This is a genomic window from Candidatus Limnocylindria bacterium, from assembly GCA_036523395.1.
Taxonomy (GTDB): domain Bacteria; phylum Chloroflexota; class Limnocylindria; order P2-11E; family P2-11E; genus CF-39.
On the sequence record DATDEH010000072.1, the window covers coordinates 116,828 to 137,739 of the forward strand.

26 protein-coding genes are annotated in these 20,912 nt (G+C 67.4%); 15 read left to right on the forward strand and 11 right to left on the reverse strand.

The annotated features are described in order from the left end of the window. Window positions 1-10: 10 nt before the first annotated feature. Both VI056_09740 and VI056_09745 read right to left on the reverse strand, forming a co-directional pair. Complete coding sequence (locus tag VI056_09740; protein HEY6203315.1) at window positions 11-685, reverse strand: helix-turn-helix domain-containing protein; 675 nt, start codon at window positions 683-685, stop codon at window positions 11-13. 396 nt (window positions 686-1,081) lie between these two features. Continuing rightward, complete coding sequence (locus VI056_09745; GenBank protein HEY6203316.1) at window positions 1,082-2,371, reverse strand: MFS transporter; 1,290 nt, start codon at window positions 2,369-2,371, stop codon at window positions 1,082-1,084. 89 nt (window positions 2,372-2,460) lie between these two features. Between VI056_09745 and VI056_09750 the strand changes: the two genes are divergently transcribed. Together VI056_09750 and VI056_09755 are read left to right on the forward strand one after the other, a co-directional pair. After that, the gene (locus VI056_09750; GenBank protein HEY6203317.1) at window positions 2,461-2,649 is read left to right on the forward strand and encodes a hypothetical protein; all 189 of its coding nucleotides are present in this window, start codon (window positions 2,461-2,463) and stop codon (window positions 2,647-2,649) included. A gap of 57 nt (window positions 2,650-2,706) precedes the next feature. Beyond that, window positions 2,707-3,105, forward strand: a complete 399-nt coding sequence (locus VI056_09755; GenBank protein ID HEY6203318.1) for an arsenate reductase ArsC — start codon at window positions 2,707-2,709, stop codon at window positions 3,103-3,105. A 236-nt stretch (window positions 3,106-3,341) separates the two neighbouring features. Here VI056_09755 and VI056_09760 read toward each other — a convergent pair whose 3' ends face one another. Together VI056_09760 and VI056_09765 are read right to left on the reverse strand one after the other, a co-directional pair. Beyond that, window positions 3,342-3,491, reverse strand: coding sequence for a hypothetical protein (locus VI056_09760; GenBank protein ID HEY6203319.1), 150 nt, complete (start codon window positions 3,489-3,491; stop codon window positions 3,342-3,344). Between the two features lie 133 nt (window positions 3,492-3,624). Next, complete coding sequence (locus VI056_09765) at window positions 3,625-4,299, reverse strand: hypothetical protein (GenBank protein ID HEY6203320.1); 675 nt, start codon at window positions 4,297-4,299, stop codon at window positions 3,625-3,627. Between the two features lie 58 nt (window positions 4,300-4,357). On the opposite strand from VI056_09765, the gene galK reads away from it, so the two are divergent. Then, complete coding sequence (gene galK, locus VI056_09770) at window positions 4,358-5,407, forward strand: galactokinase (GenBank protein ID HEY6203321.1); 1,050 nt, start codon at window positions 4,358-4,360, stop codon at window positions 5,405-5,407. Between the two features lie 28 nt (window positions 5,408-5,435). Continuing rightward, a complete protein-coding gene (locus tag VI056_09775) occupies window positions 5,436-6,866 on the forward strand; it encodes a class I SAM-dependent methyltransferase (protein ID HEY6203322.1) in 1,431 nt (476 codons plus the stop codon). A 51-nt stretch (window positions 6,867-6,917) separates the two neighbouring features. Here the strand turns inward: VI056_09775 and VI056_09780 are convergent, their stop codons facing one another. Continuing rightward, window positions 6,918-7,844 (reverse strand): amidohydrolase, encoded by a 927-nt coding sequence (locus VI056_09780; protein HEY6203323.1) that lies wholly within the window; start codon window positions 7,842-7,844, stop codon window positions 6,918-6,920. A gap of 19 nt (window positions 7,845-7,863) precedes the next feature. Here VI056_09780 and VI056_09785 point away from each other — a divergent pair, with 19 nt between their 5' ends. The 5 genes from VI056_09785 (at window position 7,864) to VI056_09805 (ending at window position 12,228) form a co-directional block, all read left to right on the forward strand. Next, window positions 7,864-8,904, forward strand: coding sequence for a ResA-like WAxxUGC motif-containing protein (locus VI056_09785; GenBank protein HEY6203324.1), 1,041 nt, complete (start codon window positions 7,864-7,866; stop codon window positions 8,902-8,904). Window positions 8,905-8,953: 49 nt separating this feature from the next. Beyond that, window positions 8,954-9,232: a LysM peptidoglycan-binding domain-containing protein gene (locus VI056_09790; GenBank protein HEY6203325.1), complete on the forward strand. Its 279-nt coding sequence runs from the start codon at window positions 8,954-8,956 to the stop codon at window positions 9,230-9,232. Window positions 9,233-9,466: 234 nt separating this feature from the next. Then, window positions 9,467-10,447 (forward strand): M14 family metallopeptidase, encoded by a 981-nt coding sequence (locus VI056_09795; GenBank protein ID HEY6203326.1) that lies wholly within the window; start codon window positions 9,467-9,469, stop codon window positions 10,445-10,447. 95 nt (window positions 10,448-10,542) lie between these two features. After that, window positions 10,543-10,704, forward strand: a complete 162-nt coding sequence (locus tag VI056_09800) for a hypothetical protein (protein HEY6203327.1) — start codon at window positions 10,543-10,545, stop codon at window positions 10,702-10,704. A gap of 78 nt (window positions 10,705-10,782) precedes the next feature. Further along, a complete protein-coding gene (locus tag VI056_09805) occupies window positions 10,783-12,228 on the forward strand; it encodes a sialidase family protein (GenBank protein ID HEY6203328.1) in 1,446 nt (481 codons plus the stop codon). A 39-nt stretch (window positions 12,229-12,267) separates the two neighbouring features. Here VI056_09805 and VI056_09810 read toward each other — a convergent pair whose 3' ends face one another. The 3 genes from VI056_09810 to VI056_09820 are packed head-to-tail and all read right to left on the reverse strand — an operon-like array spanning window position 12,268 to window position 13,916. Further along, window positions 12,268-12,543, reverse strand: coding sequence for a DUF6510 family protein (locus VI056_09810; protein HEY6203329.1), 276 nt, complete (start codon window positions 12,541-12,543; stop codon window positions 12,268-12,270). Between the two features lie 10 nt (window positions 12,544-12,553). Beyond that, window positions 12,554-13,345, reverse strand: coding sequence for a ferredoxin reductase (locus VI056_09815; GenBank protein ID HEY6203330.1), 792 nt, complete (start codon window positions 13,343-13,345; stop codon window positions 12,554-12,556). Then, window positions 13,296-13,916, reverse strand: coding sequence for a sulfite oxidase-like oxidoreductase (locus VI056_09820; protein ID HEY6203331.1), 621 nt, complete (start codon window positions 13,914-13,916; stop codon window positions 13,296-13,298). Before VI056_09820 ends, VI056_09815 begins: the two co-directional genes overlap by 50 nt. A gap of 38 nt (window positions 13,917-13,954) precedes the next feature. On the opposite strand from VI056_09820, the gene VI056_09825 reads away from it, so the two are divergent. Beyond that, the gene (locus VI056_09825; protein ID HEY6203332.1) at window positions 13,955-14,812 is read left to right on the forward strand and encodes a methylenetetrahydrofolate reductase; all 858 of its coding nucleotides are present in this window, start codon (window positions 13,955-13,957) and stop codon (window positions 14,810-14,812) included. 7 nt (window positions 14,813-14,819) lie between these two features. On the opposite strand, the gene VI056_09830 is transcribed toward VI056_09825, so the two are convergent. Continuing rightward, window positions 14,820-15,662, reverse strand: a complete 843-nt coding sequence (locus VI056_09830; GenBank protein ID HEY6203333.1) for a polyphosphate kinase 2 family protein — start codon at window positions 15,660-15,662, stop codon at window positions 14,820-14,822. A gap of 17 nt (window positions 15,663-15,679) precedes the next feature. Between VI056_09830 and cyaB the strand changes: the two genes are divergently transcribed. Continuing rightward, a complete protein-coding gene (gene cyaB, locus VI056_09835; protein ID HEY6203334.1) occupies window positions 15,680-16,201 on the forward strand; it encodes a class IV adenylate cyclase in 522 nt (173 codons plus the stop codon). 129 nt (window positions 16,202-16,330) lie between these two features. Here the strand turns inward: cyaB and VI056_09840 are convergent, their stop codons facing one another. Continuing rightward, entirely contained in the window at window positions 16,331-17,452 is a 1,122-nt protein-coding gene (locus tag VI056_09840) for a winged helix DNA-binding domain-containing protein (protein ID HEY6203335.1), read from the reverse strand. Between the two features lie 18 nt (window positions 17,453-17,470). On the opposite strand from VI056_09840, the gene VI056_09845 reads away from it, so the two are divergent. Both VI056_09845 and VI056_09850 read left to right on the forward strand, forming a co-directional pair. Next, window positions 17,471-18,427, forward strand: coding sequence for a DUF5996 family protein (locus VI056_09845; protein ID HEY6203336.1), 957 nt, complete (start codon window positions 17,471-17,473; stop codon window positions 18,425-18,427). A 182-nt stretch (window positions 18,428-18,609) separates the two neighbouring features. After that, complete coding sequence (locus VI056_09850) at window positions 18,610-18,867, forward strand: hypothetical protein (protein ID HEY6203337.1); 258 nt, start codon at window positions 18,610-18,612, stop codon at window positions 18,865-18,867. Between the two features lie 23 nt (window positions 18,868-18,890). Here the strand turns inward: VI056_09850 and VI056_09855 are convergent, their stop codons facing one another. Beyond that, the gene (locus tag VI056_09855; GenBank protein HEY6203338.1) at window positions 18,891-19,097 is read right to left on the reverse strand and encodes a cold shock domain-containing protein; all 207 of its coding nucleotides are present in this window, start codon (window positions 19,095-19,097) and stop codon (window positions 18,891-18,893) included. 90 nt (window positions 19,098-19,187) lie between these two features. On the opposite strand from VI056_09855, the gene VI056_09860 reads away from it, so the two are divergent. Together VI056_09860 and VI056_09865 are read left to right on the forward strand one after the other, a co-directional pair. Beyond that, complete coding sequence (locus VI056_09860) at window positions 19,188-19,946, forward strand: methyltransferase domain-containing protein (GenBank protein ID HEY6203339.1); 759 nt, start codon at window positions 19,188-19,190, stop codon at window positions 19,944-19,946. Window positions 19,947-20,270: 324 nt separating this feature from the next. Next, the gene (locus VI056_09865; GenBank protein HEY6203340.1) at window positions 20,271-20,873 is read left to right on the forward strand and encodes a trimeric intracellular cation channel family protein; all 603 of its coding nucleotides are present in this window, start codon (window positions 20,271-20,273) and stop codon (window positions 20,871-20,873) included. Window positions 20,874-20,912: the final 39 nt, after the last annotated feature.

Consider the following 20,912-nt stretch of genomic DNA (forward strand, 5'->3'; position numbering starts at 1 on the left):
GCGCCCGATGCTAGCCAGCCGGCGTGATCGCCGCCGCCTGATGCCCGGCGATCATCGCGAGGATGACGTGGTCGAGCGCGCGGTCGGCTTCCTCGAACAGGGACGCGGCCTGGGCGGATTCGAGCGAGCGACGCCGAGCGACGTGCGCGATCTCCGCCATGAAGCGCGCGCGGAAGTAGAGGAACGCCTGCGTCGCCTCGCCCAGCGACAGCCCGGCGCGCTTCGCCTCGACCCCGTACTCGCGACCAAGCGACTCCGCCTGCGTCACGTATTGCTCCTGTCCTGCTCGCCGCGCGGTATCGAGATGGCCGAGGAGCAGATCGCTCATGCGTACGCCGCGCTCGCGGAACCAGCGGAGCGAGCCCTCGTCGAATCGCGTGTGCCAGTCCTGATCGGTGACGTCGGTGCGAACGCGCTTCCGGAACTCGGCGGCGACCTTGTCGGGCGTCTCGCCCATCGCAGTGAGCGACGGACGCTTGACCGCGCGCTGACGTGGAAGGAGGGCATCGATCGCCGAGCGAAGGAATCGTCGATGACCGCCCGGGGTGGTGAACACGTCGACCTTCCCGTTGTCTGCCCAGCGCCTCAGCGTGTCGGGATCCACGCCGAGGATTCGACTGGCCTCGCCGAGAGTGAGCCAGTCGCCGCGCTTGCCGGAACTGGTCTGAGTAGGAATACCGTAAATCTAGGCGAAACTCGCCCCAGCCTGCCGGTCCACCAAAGCGCGCCGGTGGCCAAGAGGGCTAGCAGAACGATCGACAGGACAGCTCCGGCAACTCGCCATCGCTTCGGCACTACGGCCCATATGACGAGGATCGATACCGCGATCCATCCAAGAGCGAAGAGCGATGCGATCGCGACCAGTTCCGTCGAGGTGGGAGGTCAAGGGCTTATGAATGCCATGCCCCATACCAAGTCCCGCTGGCGTTGGATCGGCCGCCGTGCGGCGGCAGCAAGATGCGCGAGCCTTAAAGTCATCTGGATCGTGACGGCTGCGGCGCGCGTGCTGACAACGCCCGCCACCAGGACGAGGACGACGAGGATCACGCCGATCGCCCGTCTGAGTTGACCACCACGTTGGTCATTCCTCGCCCGATGCTGTCACGGTCTCATCTCGGGTCGGCGGCCTCGGGACATCGCTCGCGTCTGGCTCCCGCACCGCGTAGTCGCGGAGCGGTGTGACAGCCGCGACCGCCGCACTCGCGATCGCAAGCGCGCCCGCAACCGCGAACGCGACCGCGCTCGAGGCCACGACGACGATCGCGGAGAGGATCGCCGGCGACGCGCTGTTGGAGATGAGGACGACGGTGCGGAACGCGCCGTTCGCGCGGCCGCGCATGTTGGCCGGCACGTCGCGCTGGCGCGGGATGAACGCGTAGATGATGAACGCCTGCCAGGCGAGCTCGCGTCCTGTGAAGCAGAGCGTGATGAGTCGCCAGTCATTGGTCAAGGCACCTGCGAGCGCGGCCAGTCCTGACGCGAGGATCACGGCGATCATGCTGTGGCCCATCGGCCGATCGCGGGCGAGACGCGGCGCGAGCAGTGAGCCGAACACCGTGAACGCGCCTCCGACCGACAACGCGAGGCCGATCGTGACCTCGTCGAGGTGGTGCTCCTCGCGGAGCACGTAGAGCATGAGCGTCCGCAGTCCCACGCCGCCGAGGTTCGCGATGGACATCGCGACGAGCAGCCACCGCAGGATCTTCAGGCGCCACACGAACGCGAAGCCGTCGCCGATCTCGTGGATGACGTTGCGCACCGTGAGGGGTGCCATCTGGGCGGCGGGGATCTCGAGGATCGGCGGCATCAGGTAGAAGAGAGCGAGGGTGGGCATGAAGGCGAGCGCGGCGATCCACATCGCGTTCACGTTCCCGATCGCCGCGATCGCGAATCCGCCGAGCGTCGGTCCGATGATGCGGGCGCCGCGGTCGGCGCCGAGGAAGATCGCGTTGGCGTCCGTCAGCTCATGCTCTTCCACGAGCGAGGGCAAGACACTGAAGTCCGTAGTCACGCCCCAGAGGACCTCGACGGTGCCGAGGAGGAAACCGATGACATAGAGGAGCTCGACCGAGAACACACCGCCGATCGCGGACAGCGGGATCGCGACGGTCAGCGCGATCCCTGAGATGTCGCAGGCGATGAGGAGCCGGCGCTTGTCCACTCGGTCGATGAGAGCTCCGGCGGGCGCGCCGAAGATGATGTATGGGATCGACTGGACGACGCGCAGGATCGCCGCGGCGGCGATGGAGTGGGTGAGGTCGATGACGAGGAGCGGCAGCGCCAGCCGGGCGACCTCGTCGGCGATCGAGCCGAGGCCGATGGCTGCGGTGAACAATGCGAACCATTTGTGACGGAGCGGCCCTTTGCGCATGGGGCGGCGAGCATAAAAGCGAGCGAGCGGCCCGGCACGGCGCTTGCGAGCGTCTTAAGCGACCTAGTTAGTTGTAGAGGAGGTTCTCCATGGGTCAGGTCAATGTCAATCCCGGCGGGTCGTCGGACAGCGGCTTCGGTGCCGGCATGATCATCGGCATCATTCTGCTGATCCTCATCGTCCTCGTTCTCATCTTCTACGCCGGTCCGCAGATCTTCGGCGGCGGCACCACCCCGCGCTCGCTCATCGACTCGCTAAGCACAGCCGTTCTCGCTTAAGCGCTCACGACTGCGCGGCGCCGGATGGCCTCCGGCGCCGCGCGTCATGCTTGACGCGTGAAGCGCGTCCTCTTCCTCTGCGCCCATAACTCGGCCCGATCACAGATGGCCGAGGGATTCCTGCGCTCATACGCCGGCGACCGCTTTGAGGTCCAGAGCGCAGGTACGAAGGCGACGGGGGTCCATCCGCTGGCTGTCTCGGTCATGCGCGAGCTCGGCGTCGACATCTCCCAGCAGACCAGCAAATCCGTCGATGAGGTGGGCGAAGGCTGGGACGTCGTCGTGACCGTCTGTGACTCGAGCTGCCCCGTGCCGCCACGCACCGGCCTGAAGCTTCGCTGGAAGTTGCCGGACCCGTCGGCCGCGCGCGGCACCGAAGCCGAGCGCCTCGAGGTCTTCCGCGGCGTGCGCGACGCCATCCGATCCCGCGTCCGCTTGCTCGCCGATCGCATCTGACGCCGGTGGCACAGCGACTGCTCCTCCTTGATGTCGGCGTCCGCAAAGGACGACTTGGATCGCAGGAGGACTCTTCCGATGCAAGACGGCGGACTTCCCCCACGTCCTGGCGAGCCAGTCCCGGGTGACGTTGGGAAGAAAGGCGGCGAACAGCCGGAGCGTCCGGAGGGGCCGACCGACGTCCCGCGTCAGAAGCCCGGCGTGGAAAAGGGTCCTATTCCCGAGACGCCGACCATCTAGCTCCCATTGATCAGGCCGCCGCCCTCGAGCAGCGTCGCGAACATGACCAGGATCGCGTACCCGGCGACGACCGATGTAACGATGAGAGCCGCGACGATCGCGAGGCTCAGAAGCGTGGTCTGCCGGGTCGCGGTCCTCGCGTCCATTTCCTTCTCGATGACGCGGTAGGCGACGCTCGCGATCTGGATCGCCGATCGCGCAACGAGGAAGACGCCGCCCGCGATCCCGACACCGATCGCGAGCCAGACCAGGATCGCGCCTTCGACGCTCGTCAGCGTCTCACTCGTTCCCCGCTAGCCAGCGCTGGAACTGCGCCAGGGAGAAATATTCCTCGCCCATCGGCCAGTCGGGTTCGCGCGTGAAGTCGACGGCGAGCGCGGATCCGTCGATCAGCGGCCCGAAATGCGCGCGGATCGGCAGCGGCAGCTCCGTGGTGTCCCGAAAGTTGGTGGGTATGTCAGCGAAGTACTCGACGGGATTCGCGTGATCGCCCTGGCGCAGGAAGGAGCCGGTGACCCAGTCGCGGTACCGCGGGAACTCCGCGAGGTGCGCCCGACTGTCGCGGACGGCGCGGCGGAGGTAGGCGAAGTTGCGGTCCTCGTCCCGCCGATACACGGGGTGGTTCCAGCAGACGAAGTGGAACAGCTCGTGGCAGGCGGACAGCTCTACCTGGCGCAGTCCCTCGTAGGTCTCGACGCCCGCGGCGAGCTCGATCTCATTCCGGTCCGGGTAGAAACCGCCGCCGTACCGCGCGTTCGTCCGGATGATCGGGCAGCGCCTGCCCAGCGCGCGGACCTCGTCGGGGAATCCGCGCAGGGCGCGCTCCGCCAGGACGTCCCCGGGCGTCACGTACAGGTACATCTGGCGGCGCCAGAGCGACCGTCGGAGGTCCGGTAGCCGGCTTCCGGTCAGGCGCTCGACGGCCGAAAGCACGGCGCGGCGGTATCGGATCACGAGCCAAGTATCCGTGGCGCAGAACAGGAGTTGCGCCCGCCGTGTTAATAGGAGCGACGTGTACCGATCCGATGCCCCTGGCCGCGTGAATCTGATCGGCGAGCACACGGACTACAACGAGGGCCTCGTCCTCCCGACCGCGACCCCACAGCGCACAGTCGTCGAGCTGTCTCCCCGCGAGGACCAGGTCGTCCGGGTGGAGAGCGAGGGCTACATGCCGATCGCCTACCGGCTCGGCGACGAACGGACCTGCGGCGACTGGGGCGACTACGTCCGCGGCGTTACCTGGGTGCTCACGAAGGCCGGTCACGCCATCCGCGGATTCGACGCCGGCATCGCCTCGCGGGTGCCTCCCGGCGCGGGTCTCTCGTCCAGCGCCGCGCTCGAGGTCGCGTTGCTGCGCGCACTCCGCGACGCCTTCTCGCTGACGCTCGATGACATGGCCCTCGCGTACGCCGCGCACAAGGCGGAACGCGACGTCGTCGGAGCGCGCGTCGGCACGATGGACCAGCTCGCCGCGGGTCTCGCGCGCGTTGGCGAAGCGCTGCTCATCGACATGCGGAAGTCGGACATCGAACGCGTGCCGATCCCTGGCAGCGTCGAGATCGTGGTCGTCTATTCCGGGATCGCGCACGACAACGCGAAGCAGGGCGCGTACAACGAGCGGCGCGCCCAATGCGACGAGGCCGCCCGGCGCCTCGGGATCGTTTCCCTACGCGACGCGACCCTTGGCGATGTCGAACGCCTCGCCCCGCAGAACGCGACCCTCGCGCGCCGCGTGCGGCACGTCGTGAGCGAGAACGAGCGTGTCCGCGCGTTCGTCGCAGCTCTCAGGGCCGGCGACCTCGCGCGGTGCGGTGCGATCATCGACGCGTCGCACGCGTCTCTTCGTGAGGACTTCGACGTTTCGACAGAAGAGCTCGACATCCTGGCCGACGCGCTGCGTTCGCAGCGTGGAGTGCACGGCGCGCGCCTGGTGGGCGCCGGCTTCGGAGGCTCCGTGCTGGCGCTCGCGGACGCGGGAACCGGGTCGGATGCGGCGCGCGGCGCGGCGGAGCTGTACCGGTCGCGCGCCGGCCGCACCGGACGTGTGGTGATGCCGGTCTAACGCGCGTCCCGCGCATACTCGACCTGCCGTGCCCCGTCCGCCGTCCGCCGACGCGCCGCGCATCTTCACCGGCATCGCGCGCTCGTACGACCGCGCCGGCGCGCTGTTCTCCTTCGGCCAGGATCCACGCTGGCGGCACGCGCTCGTCGCATCCGTCGCCGCCGCTCCCGACGACGTCGTGCTCGATGTGGCCACCGGCACGGGACTCGTGGCCGTCGAGCTCGCCCAGCGCTACGGCTGCAAGGTCGTCGGTCTCGATCGCAGCGCGGACATGCTCGCCGAGGCGTCGCGCCGGAACGGTCTGATCAGTGGACTGGTGAACGCTCGCGCGGAGCGACTTCCGTTCGCCGACGCGACGTTCGACCACGTCACGTTCACGTATCTGCTGCGGTATGTCGACGATCCGGCGGCGACCGTGCGCGAGCTCTCGCGTGTGCTGAAGCCCGGCGGGCGGCTCGCGGCGCTCGAGTTCGGGGTCCCGTCCTCGCCGATCGCGTTCGGTCTGTGGCGGTTGTACACGCGGGCCGTGATGCCGATCCTTGGTTCGCTGTTCTCGCGCAAGTGGCGCGACGTGAACGCGTTCCTCGGCCCCAGCATCGAACGCTTCTACCGCGCGCATCCACAGCGCGACGTCGAACGGTACTGGCGCGACGCGGGTCTCGCCGATGTGCGTTCGCGAGCGATGAGCCTCGGCGGCGGGATCGTCATGAGCGCGACGAAGCGGCCCGCGACGGTCGCGAGCGATGTGCGCCTCGGCGCGGCGTTCTACGCGCTCCAGCCGGGCGGCTGGCGGGATTACTGGACGCTGCTGCATCCGCCGTACACAGCGTGGCATCTGTCGTACGTGCTGCTCGGCGCGGCGCTGTCGCCCGCGCCCGATCCGCGCATCGTCCTGGGCGCCCTGCTCGCGTTCGGGCTCGCGGTCGGTGTCGCGGCGCATTCGTTCGACGAGCTCCAGGGACGTCCGCTCGGCACGCGGATCCCCGCGCGCGTGCTCGCCATACTCGGAGCGCTCGGTCTCGCAGGCGCGGCCGCGCTCGGCACCGCTGCTGCTCTGATGCTCGGTCCGATGCTCTGGTTATTCGTCCTGGCCGGCGTCGCGCTCGTCCTTCTTTACGCATTCGAAGCTCCGGTCGTCCATTCGGACGTCGGGTTCGCGCTGGCGTGGGGCGCGTTCCCGGTCCTCACGGCCGCGTACGCCACGGGCGCGCCGATGGTCCCCGCGGTCGCGGTCGCCGCGGCAGCTGCGCTCCTGAGCCTCGCGCAGCGCGTTCTGTCTACGCGCGTGCGCGCGGTCAGGCGCCGAAGCCTCTCTGTCGGAGGCGAGGTCCGCTACATCGACGGATCGCGCGAGACGCTCGACGCGCAGGGACTCATCGCGGCGCCGGAAGGCGCGCTGCGCATCCTCTGGCTCGCGGTCGTCGCGCTCGCGGTGGGTCTGCTGCTCGCGCGTTACTGATGGAGCGGCGAAGCCGCTCCAGAAAGCCGGAGCCGAGGGCGGAGGTCACGTCTAGCGGGTCAGCGACGCGATGAACCGCTCGGCGTTGCGATAGGCGATGGCCTCCGCGACGTCTGGCGGAAGCTGCGAGAGCCATCCACGGATGCCCTTCACGATCTCGGGGTACGTATCCCAGCGCTCGTTGCCCGTGAACGTGCCACCGACGGTCCATGTGTCGGTGCCGATCATGAAGCGGCCGCCGTGCCGGATGAGCAGCTCGCGCCACCGCGGGTCGAGTGTGCCGTTCGACGCGATGTCGGTCCGCAGCGAGAGCTCGACCGACAGTTTCGGCCATGAGTCGAGCAGGGCCGCGATCTGTTGGGGCGTCGCATCGACGCCCGCGTGCGCCCACAGCACCGTTGCATCCGGAACGTAGTTCAGCAGCTCCGCGACCGCGCGCGCGTCGGCGTGCGGCTGAAGAAATAGCTTCTCGCGCTGCGCGAGCGCGAGGACGCCGCGCACGGCCGCCAGTCCCATCTGGCCGACGACGAGATGAAACTCGCCGAAGCCGCGGTGCATGCCGGGTCGGTAGATCGATTCGACGTAGGGGACGATCGACGGATCGCGCGCCCACGAGAACACGTCGGCCACGTTGCGATATGGACCCAGCATCGGAATGACACGATCGCCGAGGACGGCTTTCAGCTTGAATGTGCCCTCGTCAGGCGCGCTCGATACCAGGCCCGAGCGAACGCCGGCCGCGTCCAGGATCTTCGCGACCCTCTCCGGCGCATACGCCGACCACGCCGCCGCGCTGTAGTGGAGGTGTGCATCGAAGAGCGGCATCACCCCTGGTGTCGGTGTCGGTGACGGGGTGGGCGTTGGTGTCGGCGTCGGCGAGAGCGTTGGTGCAATGAACGTCGGTGAGGCCGTCGTCGGGGCCGTCGCCATAGGCGCGCACGCGCTCGCGAGGATGAGCGCGACCAGGAGCCGGGTCACCCGGTTACCGTAACGCCCTGTGATCTTCACAAGCGCCCGCGTGTCAGTCGCGGAATTCGAGCGCGTCGCAGGGTGGGGGTCGAAACCCGAGGGCCTTTGCCGCGGCGAGCGGTGCGTGCCGTTCCGCTCGGTCGACGCGGCCGCCGTCGAGCTGGCTGCCGCCGCGGAAGCGCTCGCGATGCCGCTCGTTCATGACGCAGCTCACGGTCTGTGGGCGCTCGGTGCGGAGGCCGGCGGTCGTGCGCTTCGCAGCGCCGCAGCGCCCGAGCTCGAGCTGCCCGACTTCCGCGGCCGAACATTCCGCTTGTCGTCACTCCGCGGGACGAAGGCGCTTCTGGTCGCCTGGGCATCGTGGTGAGGCTGCCGTCTTGACCTGCCCGTGTGGCAGGAGCTGAGGACCGAGCTCAGGCCGCGTGGTCTCGAGATCGTCACGATCGCGCTCGATGCGCGGGGCAGCGAGACCGCGGGTCCCTGGATCGCAAAGGCGGCCCCGGAACATCCCTCGCTCATCGACGAGGGGCATGTCGTCGATGCCCTCTTCGGCGTCATCAACGTCCCGAGCGGGATCTGGATCGACGAAGAGGGCACGATCGTCCGACCGCCCGAGCCCGCGCATCCCAGCCGGCCCGCGTACCTCGATCGCGCCGTGCCGCCGGACGCAACGCCCGCAGTACGTGAGGCGATAGAGCTGACCAAGGCACTGCACGTCGAGTCAGAGCGCTATGTCGCCGCGCTTCGTGATTGGGTCCAGAAAGGTGGCGAGAGTCGGTTTGCCCTCTCGCCCGATGAGGTGATCCGGCGCAGTCGGCCTCGGCCGGTCGAGGAGGCGACGGCGGCGGCGCACTTCGCGCTGGGCCAGGCGCTGTACGCTCGAGGCGCGCAGGCCGCGGCGATCGAACACTTCCGCGAGGCGCACCGTCTGCAGCCGGCGAACTGGACCTACCGCCGCGATGCGTGGAGCCTTGCCGGCGCCGATCGCGAGGCTGTCTACGGCACCAGCTGGGTCGAAGAGGTCAAACGCGAAGGCGTCGAGAAATACTACCCACCGCTCGAGCTTTAGCCGTCGTGGCCCGCCGTATGCGGGTGTGCATCGGTGACGGAGGTGTCACATGCCAAGAAGCGAAGGCGGTTCCGCAACGGACCAGCCGACAACGGATCAGCCGACCGAGACCGAGAGGGTCATGGAACAGCGCCGCGGTGAGCGCGGCGGGCAGGACACGTCGACCAAGACATACACGGTCAAGGCCGGCGACACGCTTTCGGACATCGCGGAGTCCGAGATGGGCGATGCGAATCGGTGGCCCGAGCTCTACGCCGCGAATAAGGAAGCAGTTGGCAGCGACCCGGACATGATCCATCCCGGATTGGAGCTCAAGATCCCGGACTAAGCGCTGCGGCGCTGTGGCTGCGGCGGTCGCTATCGCTACTTCTTCCGCCCGGGTTTCGGTTTGAGCGGATTGCGCTTCTTGCCGCCGCGGCCATAGCCGCCTCCCGGCGGGTTCGTCCCGCGTCCACTGCGTGATGGGCTCGCCTTTTGGCTGGCATGTCCGTCCTCCTCCGACTCAGGTCCGCCGTGGTAATGCCACGCATGGCGCCTCGGCCTTTGGCAGACTTGCGCCCTGGTGCATGCGCCGCAGACCTCGATTGGCCCGATCGCGATCCCGCCCGCAGGCCAGCGCGTAGCCGGGCACTTCACGTTCCCCAGCGACGAGGGTCTCGCGAAGTACGAATGGCCGTACTTCGCGATCACGGGAAGGGTCTCCGGTCCGACGGTGCTCGTCACCGCCGGGATCCACGCTGCCGAGTACACCGGGATCGAGGCCGCCATCCGCCTGGGCCGGAGCACGGCGCCGGAGCACGTCCGCGGCATCCTGATCGTGATCCCGTTGCTGAACCGCCCCGGCTTCTACGAGCGCAGCGTGTATGTGAATCCCGAGGACGGTGACAACCTCAATCGGCTGTTCCCAGGGGACCCAAAAGGCAAATGGGGCGAGCGCTTCGCGCACCGGCTGCTGACCGAGATCGTGACGCGCTGTGAGTACGCGATCGATCTGCATGCCGGCGACCTCATCGAAGACCTGACGCCGTTCGTCATCTACCGCGAGACCGGCGAGGTCGCTCTGGACGAGCGCATCCGGAGGATGGCCGGGGCGTACGGTGCGCGCTGGGCGGTGAAGAGCGCGCCCACCGGCGAGCGACCAGGCTCGCTGTATGCGCTCGCCGCGCTTAACGGCGTCGCGTCGATGCTCGCGGAGTCCGGCGGACGGGGATTGCTCATCGAAGAGGATGTCGTGCGTCATGTTCGTGGCGTGACGAACATCCTGCGTGCGATCGGCGCAGTCGATGGCGCACCCGAGGCGGTCGCGCCGCCGCGTGTGGTGAACAGCTTCGACTGGCTGCGGTCGCCCGTGGAAGGCCTCTTCCACTCGCGCGTTCGGGTCGAGCAGCAAGTCGCTGCCGGGGACGTCGTAGGCGAGCTCGTCGACCTGGTGGGCGAACCGCTCGCAACAGTGAAGGCGCCGGTCAGCGGCGTCGTGCTCTTCATCGTCACCAGTCCCGCGATCAAGAAAGACGGCCTTCTTCTGGCCATCGGCGCGCTCTAGAGCTCCGGACTAGCATCCCGTGTCGGTGGCGGGCCGAAGGGGGCTGAGGCTCGCGAATAGCTCGCGAATAGCTCGCGAATATGGGGAGGTCAGTCATGTCCCGATCCTCCGTGCTGACTCACCCCGCCGCCCTCATCCTCGCGATCGCCCTCGTCCTTCAGGTGTCGTCCGCGGGTGCCGCGGCGACCCCGCTGTGGTCGAGCGCCGTCACTTTCACGAACGTCGTCGCCAGCACCCCGGTGTGGGGCGGTGGGTAACCCGCCAACCCGGCGTACGTCCCTGGCAGCTGTGGGCCTCAGCCGCTCAACTCGAACCACTCCGAGTCGTGGATCGCCGTGAAGCCCGGCACCGAGGATCTTGTCGGCGCCTCGAAGTTCTTCATCTCGAAGTGGAGCACTTTCTACGACTTCCACCTCGGCTCCTACACGATCTTGAATGGCACGCCGGCCGGGAACAACCAGGTGCAGAGTTACGAATGTACGACCGTCGGTACCCAGGACATGCCGCCGTCGTGGACCATGAACACGGACCCGAACGTCGATTTCGACACGCAGGGCCGCGTTTACCAGGTGACCCTACCGTTCAACGCGTATTGGCAGAACATGCATCCGAACGCGGCGGTCATGGTGTCTTACAGCAACGATATGGGCCGGAACTGGATCACGGGGAACGGTGGCAAGGCGCTGGAACAGTCGCCCAACTCGTCGAGCCTCCAGTACGGCCACGTCGAGGACAAACAGTGGATCGCTGTGAACCACATCGTCGGCCACCCATACCAGGACCACGTGTACGCGTTGTGGTCCGTGTTCAATGGCGCGCCGAACGGTGGGTCGGTCGACCTGCGCATCGCGATATCTCGCGATCGCGGCCTGACGTTCTCGCGCTACAGCTCGTTCCCGATGCCGTCAGTGAGCGGCCGGCAGAACCTCTACGTGCAACCCTCGATCGGCGCGAACGGCGACCTCTACATCGCGTTCGCATCGACCGAGAAGGATAAGAAGAGCGGTCAGGTCACGCTGTGGATCGCGAAGTCGACCGACGACGGCCAGACCTTCACGTTCTCGCGCGCTGTCACCGGCGTCGGCTTGATCCCCATGTGCTGCCTCCCGAACACAACGTTCCGTGACGGTATCGTCGAGAGCTTCGCCGCGAGTGCCAACCTCGCCGGGCACCTGTACATGACGTACGAGGACTGGGACGCCGCTGCCGGTCAGTTCGACGTGAGGTTCGTGCAGTCGACCAACGGCGGCGCGACCTGGTCCGCACCCGTCAAGGTGAACGACAACGCGGAGTCGAGCGCGCTCGGCTACACCGACCAGTTCCAGCCTCCGATCGCCGCGGGACCGAACGGCGCGGTGGCCATCGCCTTCTACGATCGTCGCGCGGCGTGCCCAAGCGACCCGAGCGTGCTCGCGGCGGACGTCGGCGAGACGAACTTCTGTATCGACGTGACGCTCCAGGCATACAAGGACACCGGCGCAGGGGCGCAGCCGGTGCGTGCGAACACGCGCATCACCGACTTCACCTGGGATCCGATGAATCCGGGCCAGCATGTGGACGGCATCGGCCAGATGGCGTGCGCCGCGCATCGCGACCCGTGCACGGAGCGCGCGTTCATCGGCGACTACTTCGGGCTGGCGATCTCGGCCGGGAACATCTACGCGCTCTTCGTCTCGACGCATTACCCGTCGACCGTGGTCGCCGACGAAGGCGGTTGGGTCTATTACCAGCAGCAGGTGCTAGCGAAGGTCCCGCGCTCGCAGTACGGCGCGGGTTACTAGAGCGAACGGAGGGGCTCGCTCGCGCGGGCCCCTCCGCGGCTATCGCGTGATCCGGACATAGGCCAGGCCCTTCGCCTCGACGAGCGTTCCGCGCGGCGTCTCGACCATGCGCAGCATCACCGCGCTGCAGCCCGGGCATCGCAGCACCACACCCGGTGCCATCGTGTAGGCCAGGAGGGTACCGACCTCTCCCTCGCGTCCGCACGCGGCGCACTTGCTATCGGCGGCCGTCATGTCCACGCCGAAGAGCTCTTCCAGCATCCCCGCGACGGCGTTCCCGTCCAGCGTCCGCGCGTCGGTCGTCGGTCTTTCCATGCGGCCTCCTCTATTTACCTGATGGGCCGAAGCGCTCCGTACGGATGCGCTGTGCCGGAACCCCGATGCGCACGAGACCGTTTGCGGCGGCCTCCACGAGCGGCGTCGGCCCGCAGATGAAGACGAGCGGCGCGTTGCCGAGTGGCCGGCGGACCTCGGTCAGCATCTGGTCATCGATTCGTCGTGCGTAGCCGGTCCAACCTGGGGGCTGCGATCGCGTGAGCGTGTGGATGACCTCGAGTCCGTCGCCGCGCGCGGCGACGTCGCGCAGCTCGTCGGCGTAGATGATGTCCTCGTGCGTCCGCGAGCTGTAGAGCAGGCGCGTCGGGGGGCGCGGTGCTGTCGCGGCGCGATGGCGGAGCATGGCCATCAGCGGGACGATGCCAGACCCGCCCGCGATCAGGAGGAGCGGTCCGCCGAGCGCGGCGTTCCACACAAAGTAACCGCCGATCGGACCACGGACCTCGATCCGATCGCCGACGACCGCAACGTCATGGAGGAATGGTGAGACCTCACCATCCGTGACGCGTTCGACCGTGACCTCGATCTCGCCTTCGCGCTCGGGCCCGGATGCGATCGAGTAGCTGCGCTGCACGCTGTACCCATCGGCGGCCGTCAGGCGTAGGTCGTAGTGCTGGCCCGGTCGATGCGGCGTCCAGTTCGGCAGGCGCAGCGTGTACGACCGAACGCGCGGCGTTTCCTCGCGGATCTTCGCGATGGTGGCGAGCTGCCAGTCGAGGACGCGCCGCTCGCTAGTCGCCGCTGTAGCGCTCCTCTTTCCACGGGTCGCCGCGGATGTGATAGCCGAGAGACTCCCAGAACCCCGGAGTCTCCTTTTCGGTGATGCGCAGGCCGCGCACCCACTTCGCGCTCTTCCAGAAGTAGAGGTGGGGAACGACGAGCCGCGCTGGACCGCCGTGCTCCGGAGCGAGTGGCGCGCCGTCGTACGCGTACGCGACGAACGCTTGGCCGTTCACGATGTCCGGCAGCCGGAGGTTCGTCGTGTAGCCGCCGTCCGAGTAGGCCGTCGCGAAGCCGCCACGCGGGTCAAGGTCGACCGACTCAAGAAGCGTGTCGATGCTCACGCCGCGCCAGCGCGTGTCCAGCTTCGTCCACTTGGTGACGCATGAGATGTCGACGGTGAAGTCCTGCGCGGGCAGCTTCTGGAACTCCGCCCAAGTCCAAGTGACCTTCTGCTTTACGAGACCTTCGATCGCGAACGACCAGAGTCGCAGATTGGTGATCGGCGTCGGGCCCGCGGACAGGACCGGGAAGTCACGAGCGAGGTACTGGCCGGGCGGGACGCGGTTCGCCGCCGCGCCGCTCGCCCGCGGCTTGCCCTCGAAACCGCGCGTGACAAAGCGCCCCGACATTGCGCGGCGATGCTGCGCGTCTAAGTAGACTCGCGCAAATGGCCCGGATCATCGACCTCCTCGCGGCCGGGCAGACGTTCTCGTTCGAATTCTTTCCACCAAAGGATGAAGACGAGCAGCGCCTGCTCACGCGGACGATCTCTGACCTCCAGCCGCTTCGACCTTCGTTCGTTTCGGTGACCTACCGGGGCGGTCGGATCTCGCGCGAGCGCACGACGCGTGTCGTGATCGACCTGCTGCGCACCACCGACCTGACGCCGATGCCACACCTGACCTGCGTCGCGCACCCGCGCTTCGAGCTCGGCGAGATCATCGGCGGCTTCCGGGCGGCGGGGCTCGAGAACCTGCTCGCGCTCGGCGGCGATCCGCTACCCGCCGAAGAGTCGTACAAGGAGCTGGAATACGCATCGCAATTGGTCGAGCTCGGACGGCGGCTCGGCTTTGACTCGATCGGAGTCGCGGCACACCCCGCAGGTCACCCACGCTCGCCCGATCTCAAGTCCGATCGCTTGCACCTCGCGGAGAAGATGCGCCTCGCGGACTTCGCGATCACGCAGTTCTTCTTCAAGGTGGAGGAGTACGAGCGTCTTCGGGACGAGGTCGCCGCGCTCGGTGTCACCAAGCCGATCCTCGCCGGCATCATGCCGATCACGTCGCTCGTGTCGGTCCAGCGGATGGCCCAGCTATCCGGATACGCGGTCCCCGAAGACATCGTTCGTCGGATCGAGGCCGGCGGCGACGACCGCGAAGAGATCCGTAGGCGCGGGATCGAGGTCGCCACGAAGCTCTGCCGCGACCTGCTCGATCTCGGCGTGCCGGGTCTGCACTTCTACACGCTCAACTTCTCCAAGGCGACGCGCGAGATCTACACCAACCTCGGGTTGGTGAAAACGTAGGAGCCGGCTATGCCTTGGGCGAGGGCGCGAGGCGCTCGGTCAGGGCGGGTATGTCGAGGTCGGGCTCCGGGTAGCGCGGATCCATCTCCTCAAGGGTCTCGATCAGCATCCGCGTGATCGCCCAGTTCCGGTACCACTTCTTATTCGCCGGAACGACATACCAAGGCGCCTTCGGCGTCGAGCAGCGGAACAGCGCGGCGTCGTAGGCGACCTGGTAGTCGGACCACCGGCTGCGCTCCTCAAGATCGTTCGGATTGAACTTCCAGCGCTTGGTCGGGTCGAGGAGGCGCGCGAGAAGCCGCTTTCGCTGCTCCTCGAATGAGATGTGGAGGCAGACCTTCACGATCGTCGTCCCGGACGCGATGACCTCGCGCTCGAAGCGATTGATCTCGTTGTACCGCTTGGACCACACGCTCTCCGGCACGAGGTTCTTCACCCGCACGATGAGCACGTCCTCGTAATGCGAGCGGTTGAAGATCCCGATCTCGCGGACGGCAGGCAGTGCGTTCCTGATTCGCCACAGATAGTCATGACGCCGTTCCTCCTCGGTCGGTGCCTTGAAGCCCGTGATCTTCACGCCCTGGGGGTCGACAGCGCCGATGACGTGGATGATCGTGCCGTCCTTCCCAGATGTGTCCATGCCTTGCAGCACGAGTAGCAGCGAGCGCTTCCCTTCGGCATACAAACGCTCCTGGAGCTGACGGAGCTTCTCCTGGTCCGCCTTCATTTCGCCGCGCGCCGTCTTCTTTCGCACGCCGGGCGTCGCACCGGGGTCGATGTCGGCCAATGTGAGCTGGCCCTTGGTGGGCTTCACGCGCAGGAGATCGCGTACCGAGCGCCGTTTGGCCATGGGGGACAATCTTCATCATGCTCGAGCGCGAGCGCAAATATCGGCTCAGCATCGATGAATCGGCCAGGTTGACCGCGTTCCTCGACCGCGCCGGGACCCTTGTGCGCTCCGAGATCCAGGACAACGTGCGATACGCCGAGCGCAACACACCAGGCAACGGCGTGGACCTCCGGCTGCGGATCGTGGCGGGTCGCCAAGAGCTGACGCTGAAAGGTCCCCGCTTGGAGCGCGGTCCGTCAAAGGTCCGGCAAGAGTGGAGTGTCGTCGTCTCCGGAGACGCCGGATCATTCCTCGAAGCTCTCGGATTTGCGAAGGTGCTGACCTATCGCAAGAGGACCTCGATCTACGCGATCGGTGGGGCGACGGTCTCCATCGATGAGGTCGAAGGCCTCGGACTGTTCTGCGAGATCGAGGCGACCGATGACGACGTCATCGAGGCGGTCGTGCGAGAGCTCGGTCTGCATGCGAGAGCGCTCGAGCAGAGGGGATACGCGCGCTTGGTGAAGGACGCGCGGACGGCCGCTGCGCCGATCCCGTGATCGCGCGCTGACGCAGCTGGCCGCCAATAGCGGAACGTACTGGCTCGCCGCGGCGCGGCCTGGCGCCCGGCCGCACCTCGAACCGCTGTCGGCGGTTCGGCGACGCGCCCAAGGTGAAGCAACGAGCCGCTAGACGATCTTGATCTCGGGGCGGAGGTCGCGACGTAGGATCGCCGACAGCCGATCGATCTCTGCCGCGACCATGCTTCGCGGCGGCTTGCCGGACTCTTTGAACCAGTCAACGCGCACGCGATCGCCGTCGACCTCCCACGTTCCTTTCACGCTGCCACCGGCGACGACGATCGGCGCGATCCAACCGGCTTGCCTGCTGACAGCGGTGCGGCGCTTCGCCGGAATGATGTGGCCGTCCTCGGTGCCCGGACCAAGGACGTACTGGTCGAAACCCGGCAGTAAGCGCACCGCCATGGTCGGCTTCGACGACGCGAGCTCGTCGAGATCCTTCGCCAGCACGTATCTGCGTTCGCCGTCGACCTCGATCTCGGTGATCCGCTCGCCAAGCGCCTTGAACCAGATCCGGATCTGTCGCGCGCTGACCCTGCCGCGGCTCAGCCAGTTCCGGAAGTTGTCGATCGTCGCCGGCCCGTACGCGCCGAGATAGCCGACGATCACGATCGGCGCCGCCTCCTCTGGCTCCGGTACGCCGACCCAGCGCGAGCTCGCGGCGGTCGGGAGCACGAAGGTCACGCGCGTGCCCCGGTTCGGACCGAAGACCAGGTCTCCCTGCCACGCGAGCGGCTTCAGCAGCGTTCCCCATCCGGACCGGAGCGCATCGCCGATGTGACCCAGTCCTCGCTTCGCGACGACCGCGGCGATCAGCTCGTCTCGCGTGAGCGTCTTGCCATCGAGAGCCTCGCGGACCGCGGGGCGAAACGCATCCCAGTGCTTGGTGGTCATGCCGAAGTAGCGCTCCCAGCTGGGCAGCTCCCACGAGCGCCCCGACGCCATGAGCGAGAGAATTGCGCCGCCGTCCGCAGGCGTGAGCAAGTGCAAGGTGCCGCGCATCGCCCACGTCTTGATCAGCCGGCCTTCGCTGAGCGCGCGCGCGACCTCGCCGCGCCTTGATGACTGGCGCCGGACGCGGATGGCGAGCTCGGCCGACGATGCCACCTGCGCTTGGACACCGCAGAGCCGCCGCACGACCTCCGGCACGGACGGCTTTCCGATCGGCTCGAGGAGTTGTCGGCGCATGCGCCACGCCAGGACCTGGGGCCAGGTGAACCGTGCGGTCATCGCGGAGAATTGTCGGAGATGGCTACGACCGAACGCGCCGTAGGACTCTGGCCTCGCCTGGTCTACGCGGATCTGAAGGACACGGTGCACGCGGTCCACATGTGGACTCAGGTCGTGGGCAAGATCCGTCTGGCCATGACGCCACTGGTGAACCACTGGTGGAACTCGACGCTCATGGTCACGCCCCGGGGCCTCACGACAACGCTCACACCCGCGGGGAACGAGGCGTTCCAGATCGACTTCGACTTCGTCGACCATGAGCTCGTCATCGTCACCAGCCGCGGGGGCCGCAAGGCGATCCCGCTGGGTCCGATGTCGATCGCGCACTTCTATCAGCAGGTCCTCGAGACGCTTGCTGCGCTGGGCGTGCCCGACCCCCGCATCATGCCCGTCCCCGTCGAGGTCGCGCCCAACGTCCCCTTCCGGGACGACATCGAGGTCCGCCCCTATGACCGCGACGTCGTGCGACGGCTCTTGACCGCCCTCATCAGCACGCAGCTCGTCTTCGACCGCTTCCGGGCGGACTTCCTCGGCAAGGCCAGTCCGGTGCAGTTCTTCTGGGGTGGGTTCGATCTCGCGAGCGCGCGATTCTCCGGTCGGCGCGGGCCCGCCTATGCGGGTGGGAGCGCGCCGAACGTGCACATCCACGTCATGCACGAGGCCTACTCACATGAGCTGATCGCCGCCGGCTTCTGGCTTGGCAGCGAGGAGCTCCCGCAGGCCGAGTTCTATTCCTACGCGATGCCGCCGCCGGCCGGTCTTGCCGATGCGACGATCCGACCTGACTCGGCGCAGTGGATCGCGGCACGCGGCGAATTCATCCTGCCGTATGACGCAGTGCGAACAGCGCCCGATCCCGCCGGAACGCTCATGAGCTTCCTTGAGAGCACGTACGACGTTTCCGCGGATCTCGGCAAGTGGGACCGGACCCTCCTCGAAGAGCGTCCACGCTGCAACTGTGTCGGCGTGCCCTGACGTCATGTACCGCTGGATCGTCTTCTTGCACATCGCAAGTGTGTTGGGGCTGCTGTTGGTCCATCCCGTCACGGTCGCGTTCCATCTCAAAGAGGAGCGCAAACGACACACGCATCCGCGAGCTGCTCGAGGTCTCCGAACGCGCCAGCGTCCTTCGGTGGGTCTTCTTCGGGCCCACGCTGGTGACCGGGGTCGTGCTCGGCTTCATGGGTTCTTTCTGGGGCAGCTTCTGGATCTGGTCGGCGCTGGTGGCCTTCGTCGCGATCGCCGTGGTGATGAACCTCTACGGGGGCCGCACCATCGACCGCATCGCCGGCACGCGCGACGATGCGGAGATGGAGCGCCTGCTCACGCGCTTCCGCCCCGGCACCCTCGCCGTCACGGGCCCGGGCGGCCTGCTCCCGATCCTGTTCCTGATGTTGTTCAAGCCGACGCTGTAGGCATCCCCACGCGACGGCGCGGCTCAGGCTGGGGTGACTTGCTCTGCGTTTTCCTTGTTGCGCCGCGGGTCCATGGCCTTCTCGTAGGTCACCTTTTGACCCTCGGTCAGCGAGTCGAACGCGTCGCCGGCCACTTTTGAGCGATGGAAGAAGATCTCGCTCCCATCCGCCTGTGTGATGAAACCGAATCCGCGGTCGCCGACGATTCTCTTGATCGTGCCTTCTGCCACTTACGTTCTCCGATCGATGTGCGGTTGGTCCGGCCATCAATCTACGTTCTGACGACTTCCGAGCACAAATAGGCAGGGTAGAGTCCGCTGGTGGGCTTCGAGGTCAGCGGTGTGGCATACGACCGTTTCATGGGCAAGTATTCGGCCCGGCTCGCGCCCCAACTGGCGGACTTTGCCGGGGTGCGTGCGGGGCAACAGGTGATCGACGTCGGCAGCGGGCCGGGTGCGCTCACGCGCGAGCTGGTCGATCGCCTCGGCGGAGCGAGTGTGTTCGCGGTCGATCCGTCCAAGACGTTCGTCGCGGCAATTCGCGAGCGCTTTCCTACCGTCGAGGTAAGGCTCGCCGCCGCGGAGCACCTGCCGTTCCCAGACGAGACCTTCGACGCGGCGCTCGCCCAGCTGGTCGTCCACTTCATGTCGGATCCCGTCGCGGGGTTGCGGGAGATGGCGCGCGTGGTCCGGCACGACGGTGTCGTCGCGGCGTGCGTGTGGGACCACGCCACTGGGGGTGGGCCGCTCAGCGTTTTCTGGCAGGCGGCGCATGAGCTGGACCCCGGTGTAGCGGACGAGTCGAACCGGGCTGGCGCCCGCGCTGGCCACCTCGCCGAGCTGTTCGTCGAAGCTGGGCTTCGCGACGTGGAACAGACCACGCTCGTGTCGACCGTGACTCACGCGACTTTTGACGAATGGTGGGAGCCCTTCACCCTCGGCGTCGGTCCCGCTGGAGCCTACGTCGCCCGGCTCGACGCGAAACGCCGCGCGGAGCTGCGCGAGCGCTGCCGGGACCTGCTCCCTAAAGCGCCTTTCGAGGTGGTGGCTCGGGCGTGGACAGCGCGCGGCATCGCCTAACGGCGAGAAGAAATCGGATCTGTTGGGGGAGAGAGGATTCGAACCTCTGATTGGCTGATCCAGAATCACGCCAGGCCAAAATTCCGGCCGACACGCGAGTTCTGGCACGAATTGAAGAAACCCGGGGAGCGGGGCCAGTCCTTTTCCAGTGAATCAGGTGAGCTTCCCACAGAAACCCAGCATGCAATCGCGCCGGCATCCTCGTTCGTCCACGGCTGCCGCATCGCTGCCGCTGCGGACTGCGCGAGTACGATGTCCGGCCGTGCGAGAGGACCGCGCAGGCACCTGCCAACGACGCCCGATGTTGCTGCGCAACCTGTCGCGATGACGCCCGCCGTCGATCTTGCTGGCACCTTCGTGTTTGCGCTCAGCGGTGCGGTTGCGGGCGTTCGTCGCGAACTCGATCTCTTCGGCGTCGTCGTGGTCGCGCTCGCGGCAGGTATCGCGGGCGGGATCTTGCGTGATGTGCTTCTTGACCAGAGTCCCCCGATTGCGCTTGGCGATTGGCGGTTCGTCGCGGCCTGCGTCCTCGCGAGCGTCGTCGTCCTCGTCTGGCATCGGGGGCTCGGCCGCGCGGCCGGCGTCGTCGTCGTGTTCGACGCGGCCGGCCTCGCACTCTTCGCCGTAACCGGGACCCTGCGAGCGCTGACGCTGTCGGTCGAACCGGTGGGGGCGATCGTCGTGGGCGTCCTCACGGGGATCGGTGGTGGCATCGCACGCGACCTCCTTGTGGGCGAGATCCCTTTCGTCTTGCAGCGGGACGTGTACGCCCTCGCGGCGCTCGCCGGCTCGGTCACCATGGCCGTGGGTTACGAGCTCGCCCTTCCCCTCGGCCTCGTGGCCCCATCCGCCGCGATCATCTGTTTCGTCACGAGAGTGATCGCGTGGCGTCGCGGCTGGAATCTCCAGCGCGTGCGCGCGGACTAACCGTCGCGCGGTGCGCAGCCGTCGTTCAGAGTCCGCGGG

Excerpts from the sequence above, each read along its gene's own strand:
- VI056_09800 (HEY6203327.1), top strand. The coding sequence starts at position 10,543 with ATGTCCCGATCCTCCGTGCTGACTCACCCCGCCGCCCTCATCCTCGCG.
- cyaB (HEY6203334.1), top strand. The coding sequence starts at position 15,680 with ATGCTCGAGCGCGAGCGCAAATATCGGCTCAGCATCGATGAATCGGCC.
- VI056_09750 (HEY6203317.1), top strand. The coding sequence starts at position 2,461 with ATGGGTCAGGTCAATGTCAATCCCGGCGGGTCGTCGGACAGCGGCTTC.
- VI056_09830 (HEY6203333.1), bottom strand. The coding sequence starts at position 15,662 with ATGGCCAAACGGCGCTCGGTACGCGATCTCCTGCGCGTGAAGCCCACC.
- VI056_09820 (HEY6203331.1), bottom strand. The coding sequence starts at position 13,916 with ATGTCGGGGCGCTTTGTCACGCGCGGTTTCGAGGGCAAGCCGCGGGCG.
- VI056_09760 (HEY6203319.1), bottom strand. The coding sequence starts at position 3,491 with ATGGACGCGAGGACCGCGACCCGGCAGACCACGCTTCTGAGCCTCGCG.
- VI056_09840 (HEY6203335.1), bottom strand. The coding sequence starts at position 17,452 with ATGACCGCACGGTTCACCTGGCCCCAGGTCCTGGCGTGGCGCATGCGC.
- VI056_09825 (HEY6203332.1), top strand. The coding sequence starts at position 13,955 with ATGGCCCGGATCATCGACCTCCTCGCGGCCGGGCAGACGTTCTCGTTC.
- VI056_09790 (HEY6203325.1), top strand. The coding sequence starts at position 8,954 with ATGCCAAGAAGCGAAGGCGGTTCCGCAACGGACCAGCCGACAACGGAT.
- VI056_09810 (HEY6203329.1), bottom strand. The coding sequence starts at position 12,543 with ATGGAAAGACCGACGACCGACGCGCGGACGCTGGACGGGAACGCCGTC.
- VI056_09865 (HEY6203340.1), top strand. The coding sequence starts at position 20,271 with ATGACGCCCGCCGTCGATCTTGCTGGCACCTTCGTGTTTGCGCTCAGC.
- VI056_09845 (HEY6203336.1), top strand. The coding sequence starts at position 17,471 with ATGGCTACGACCGAACGCGCCGTAGGACTCTGGCCTCGCCTGGTCTAC.
- VI056_09745 (HEY6203316.1), bottom strand. The coding sequence starts at position 2,371 with ATGCGCAAAGGGCCGCTCCGTCACAAATGGTTCGCATTGTTCACCGCA.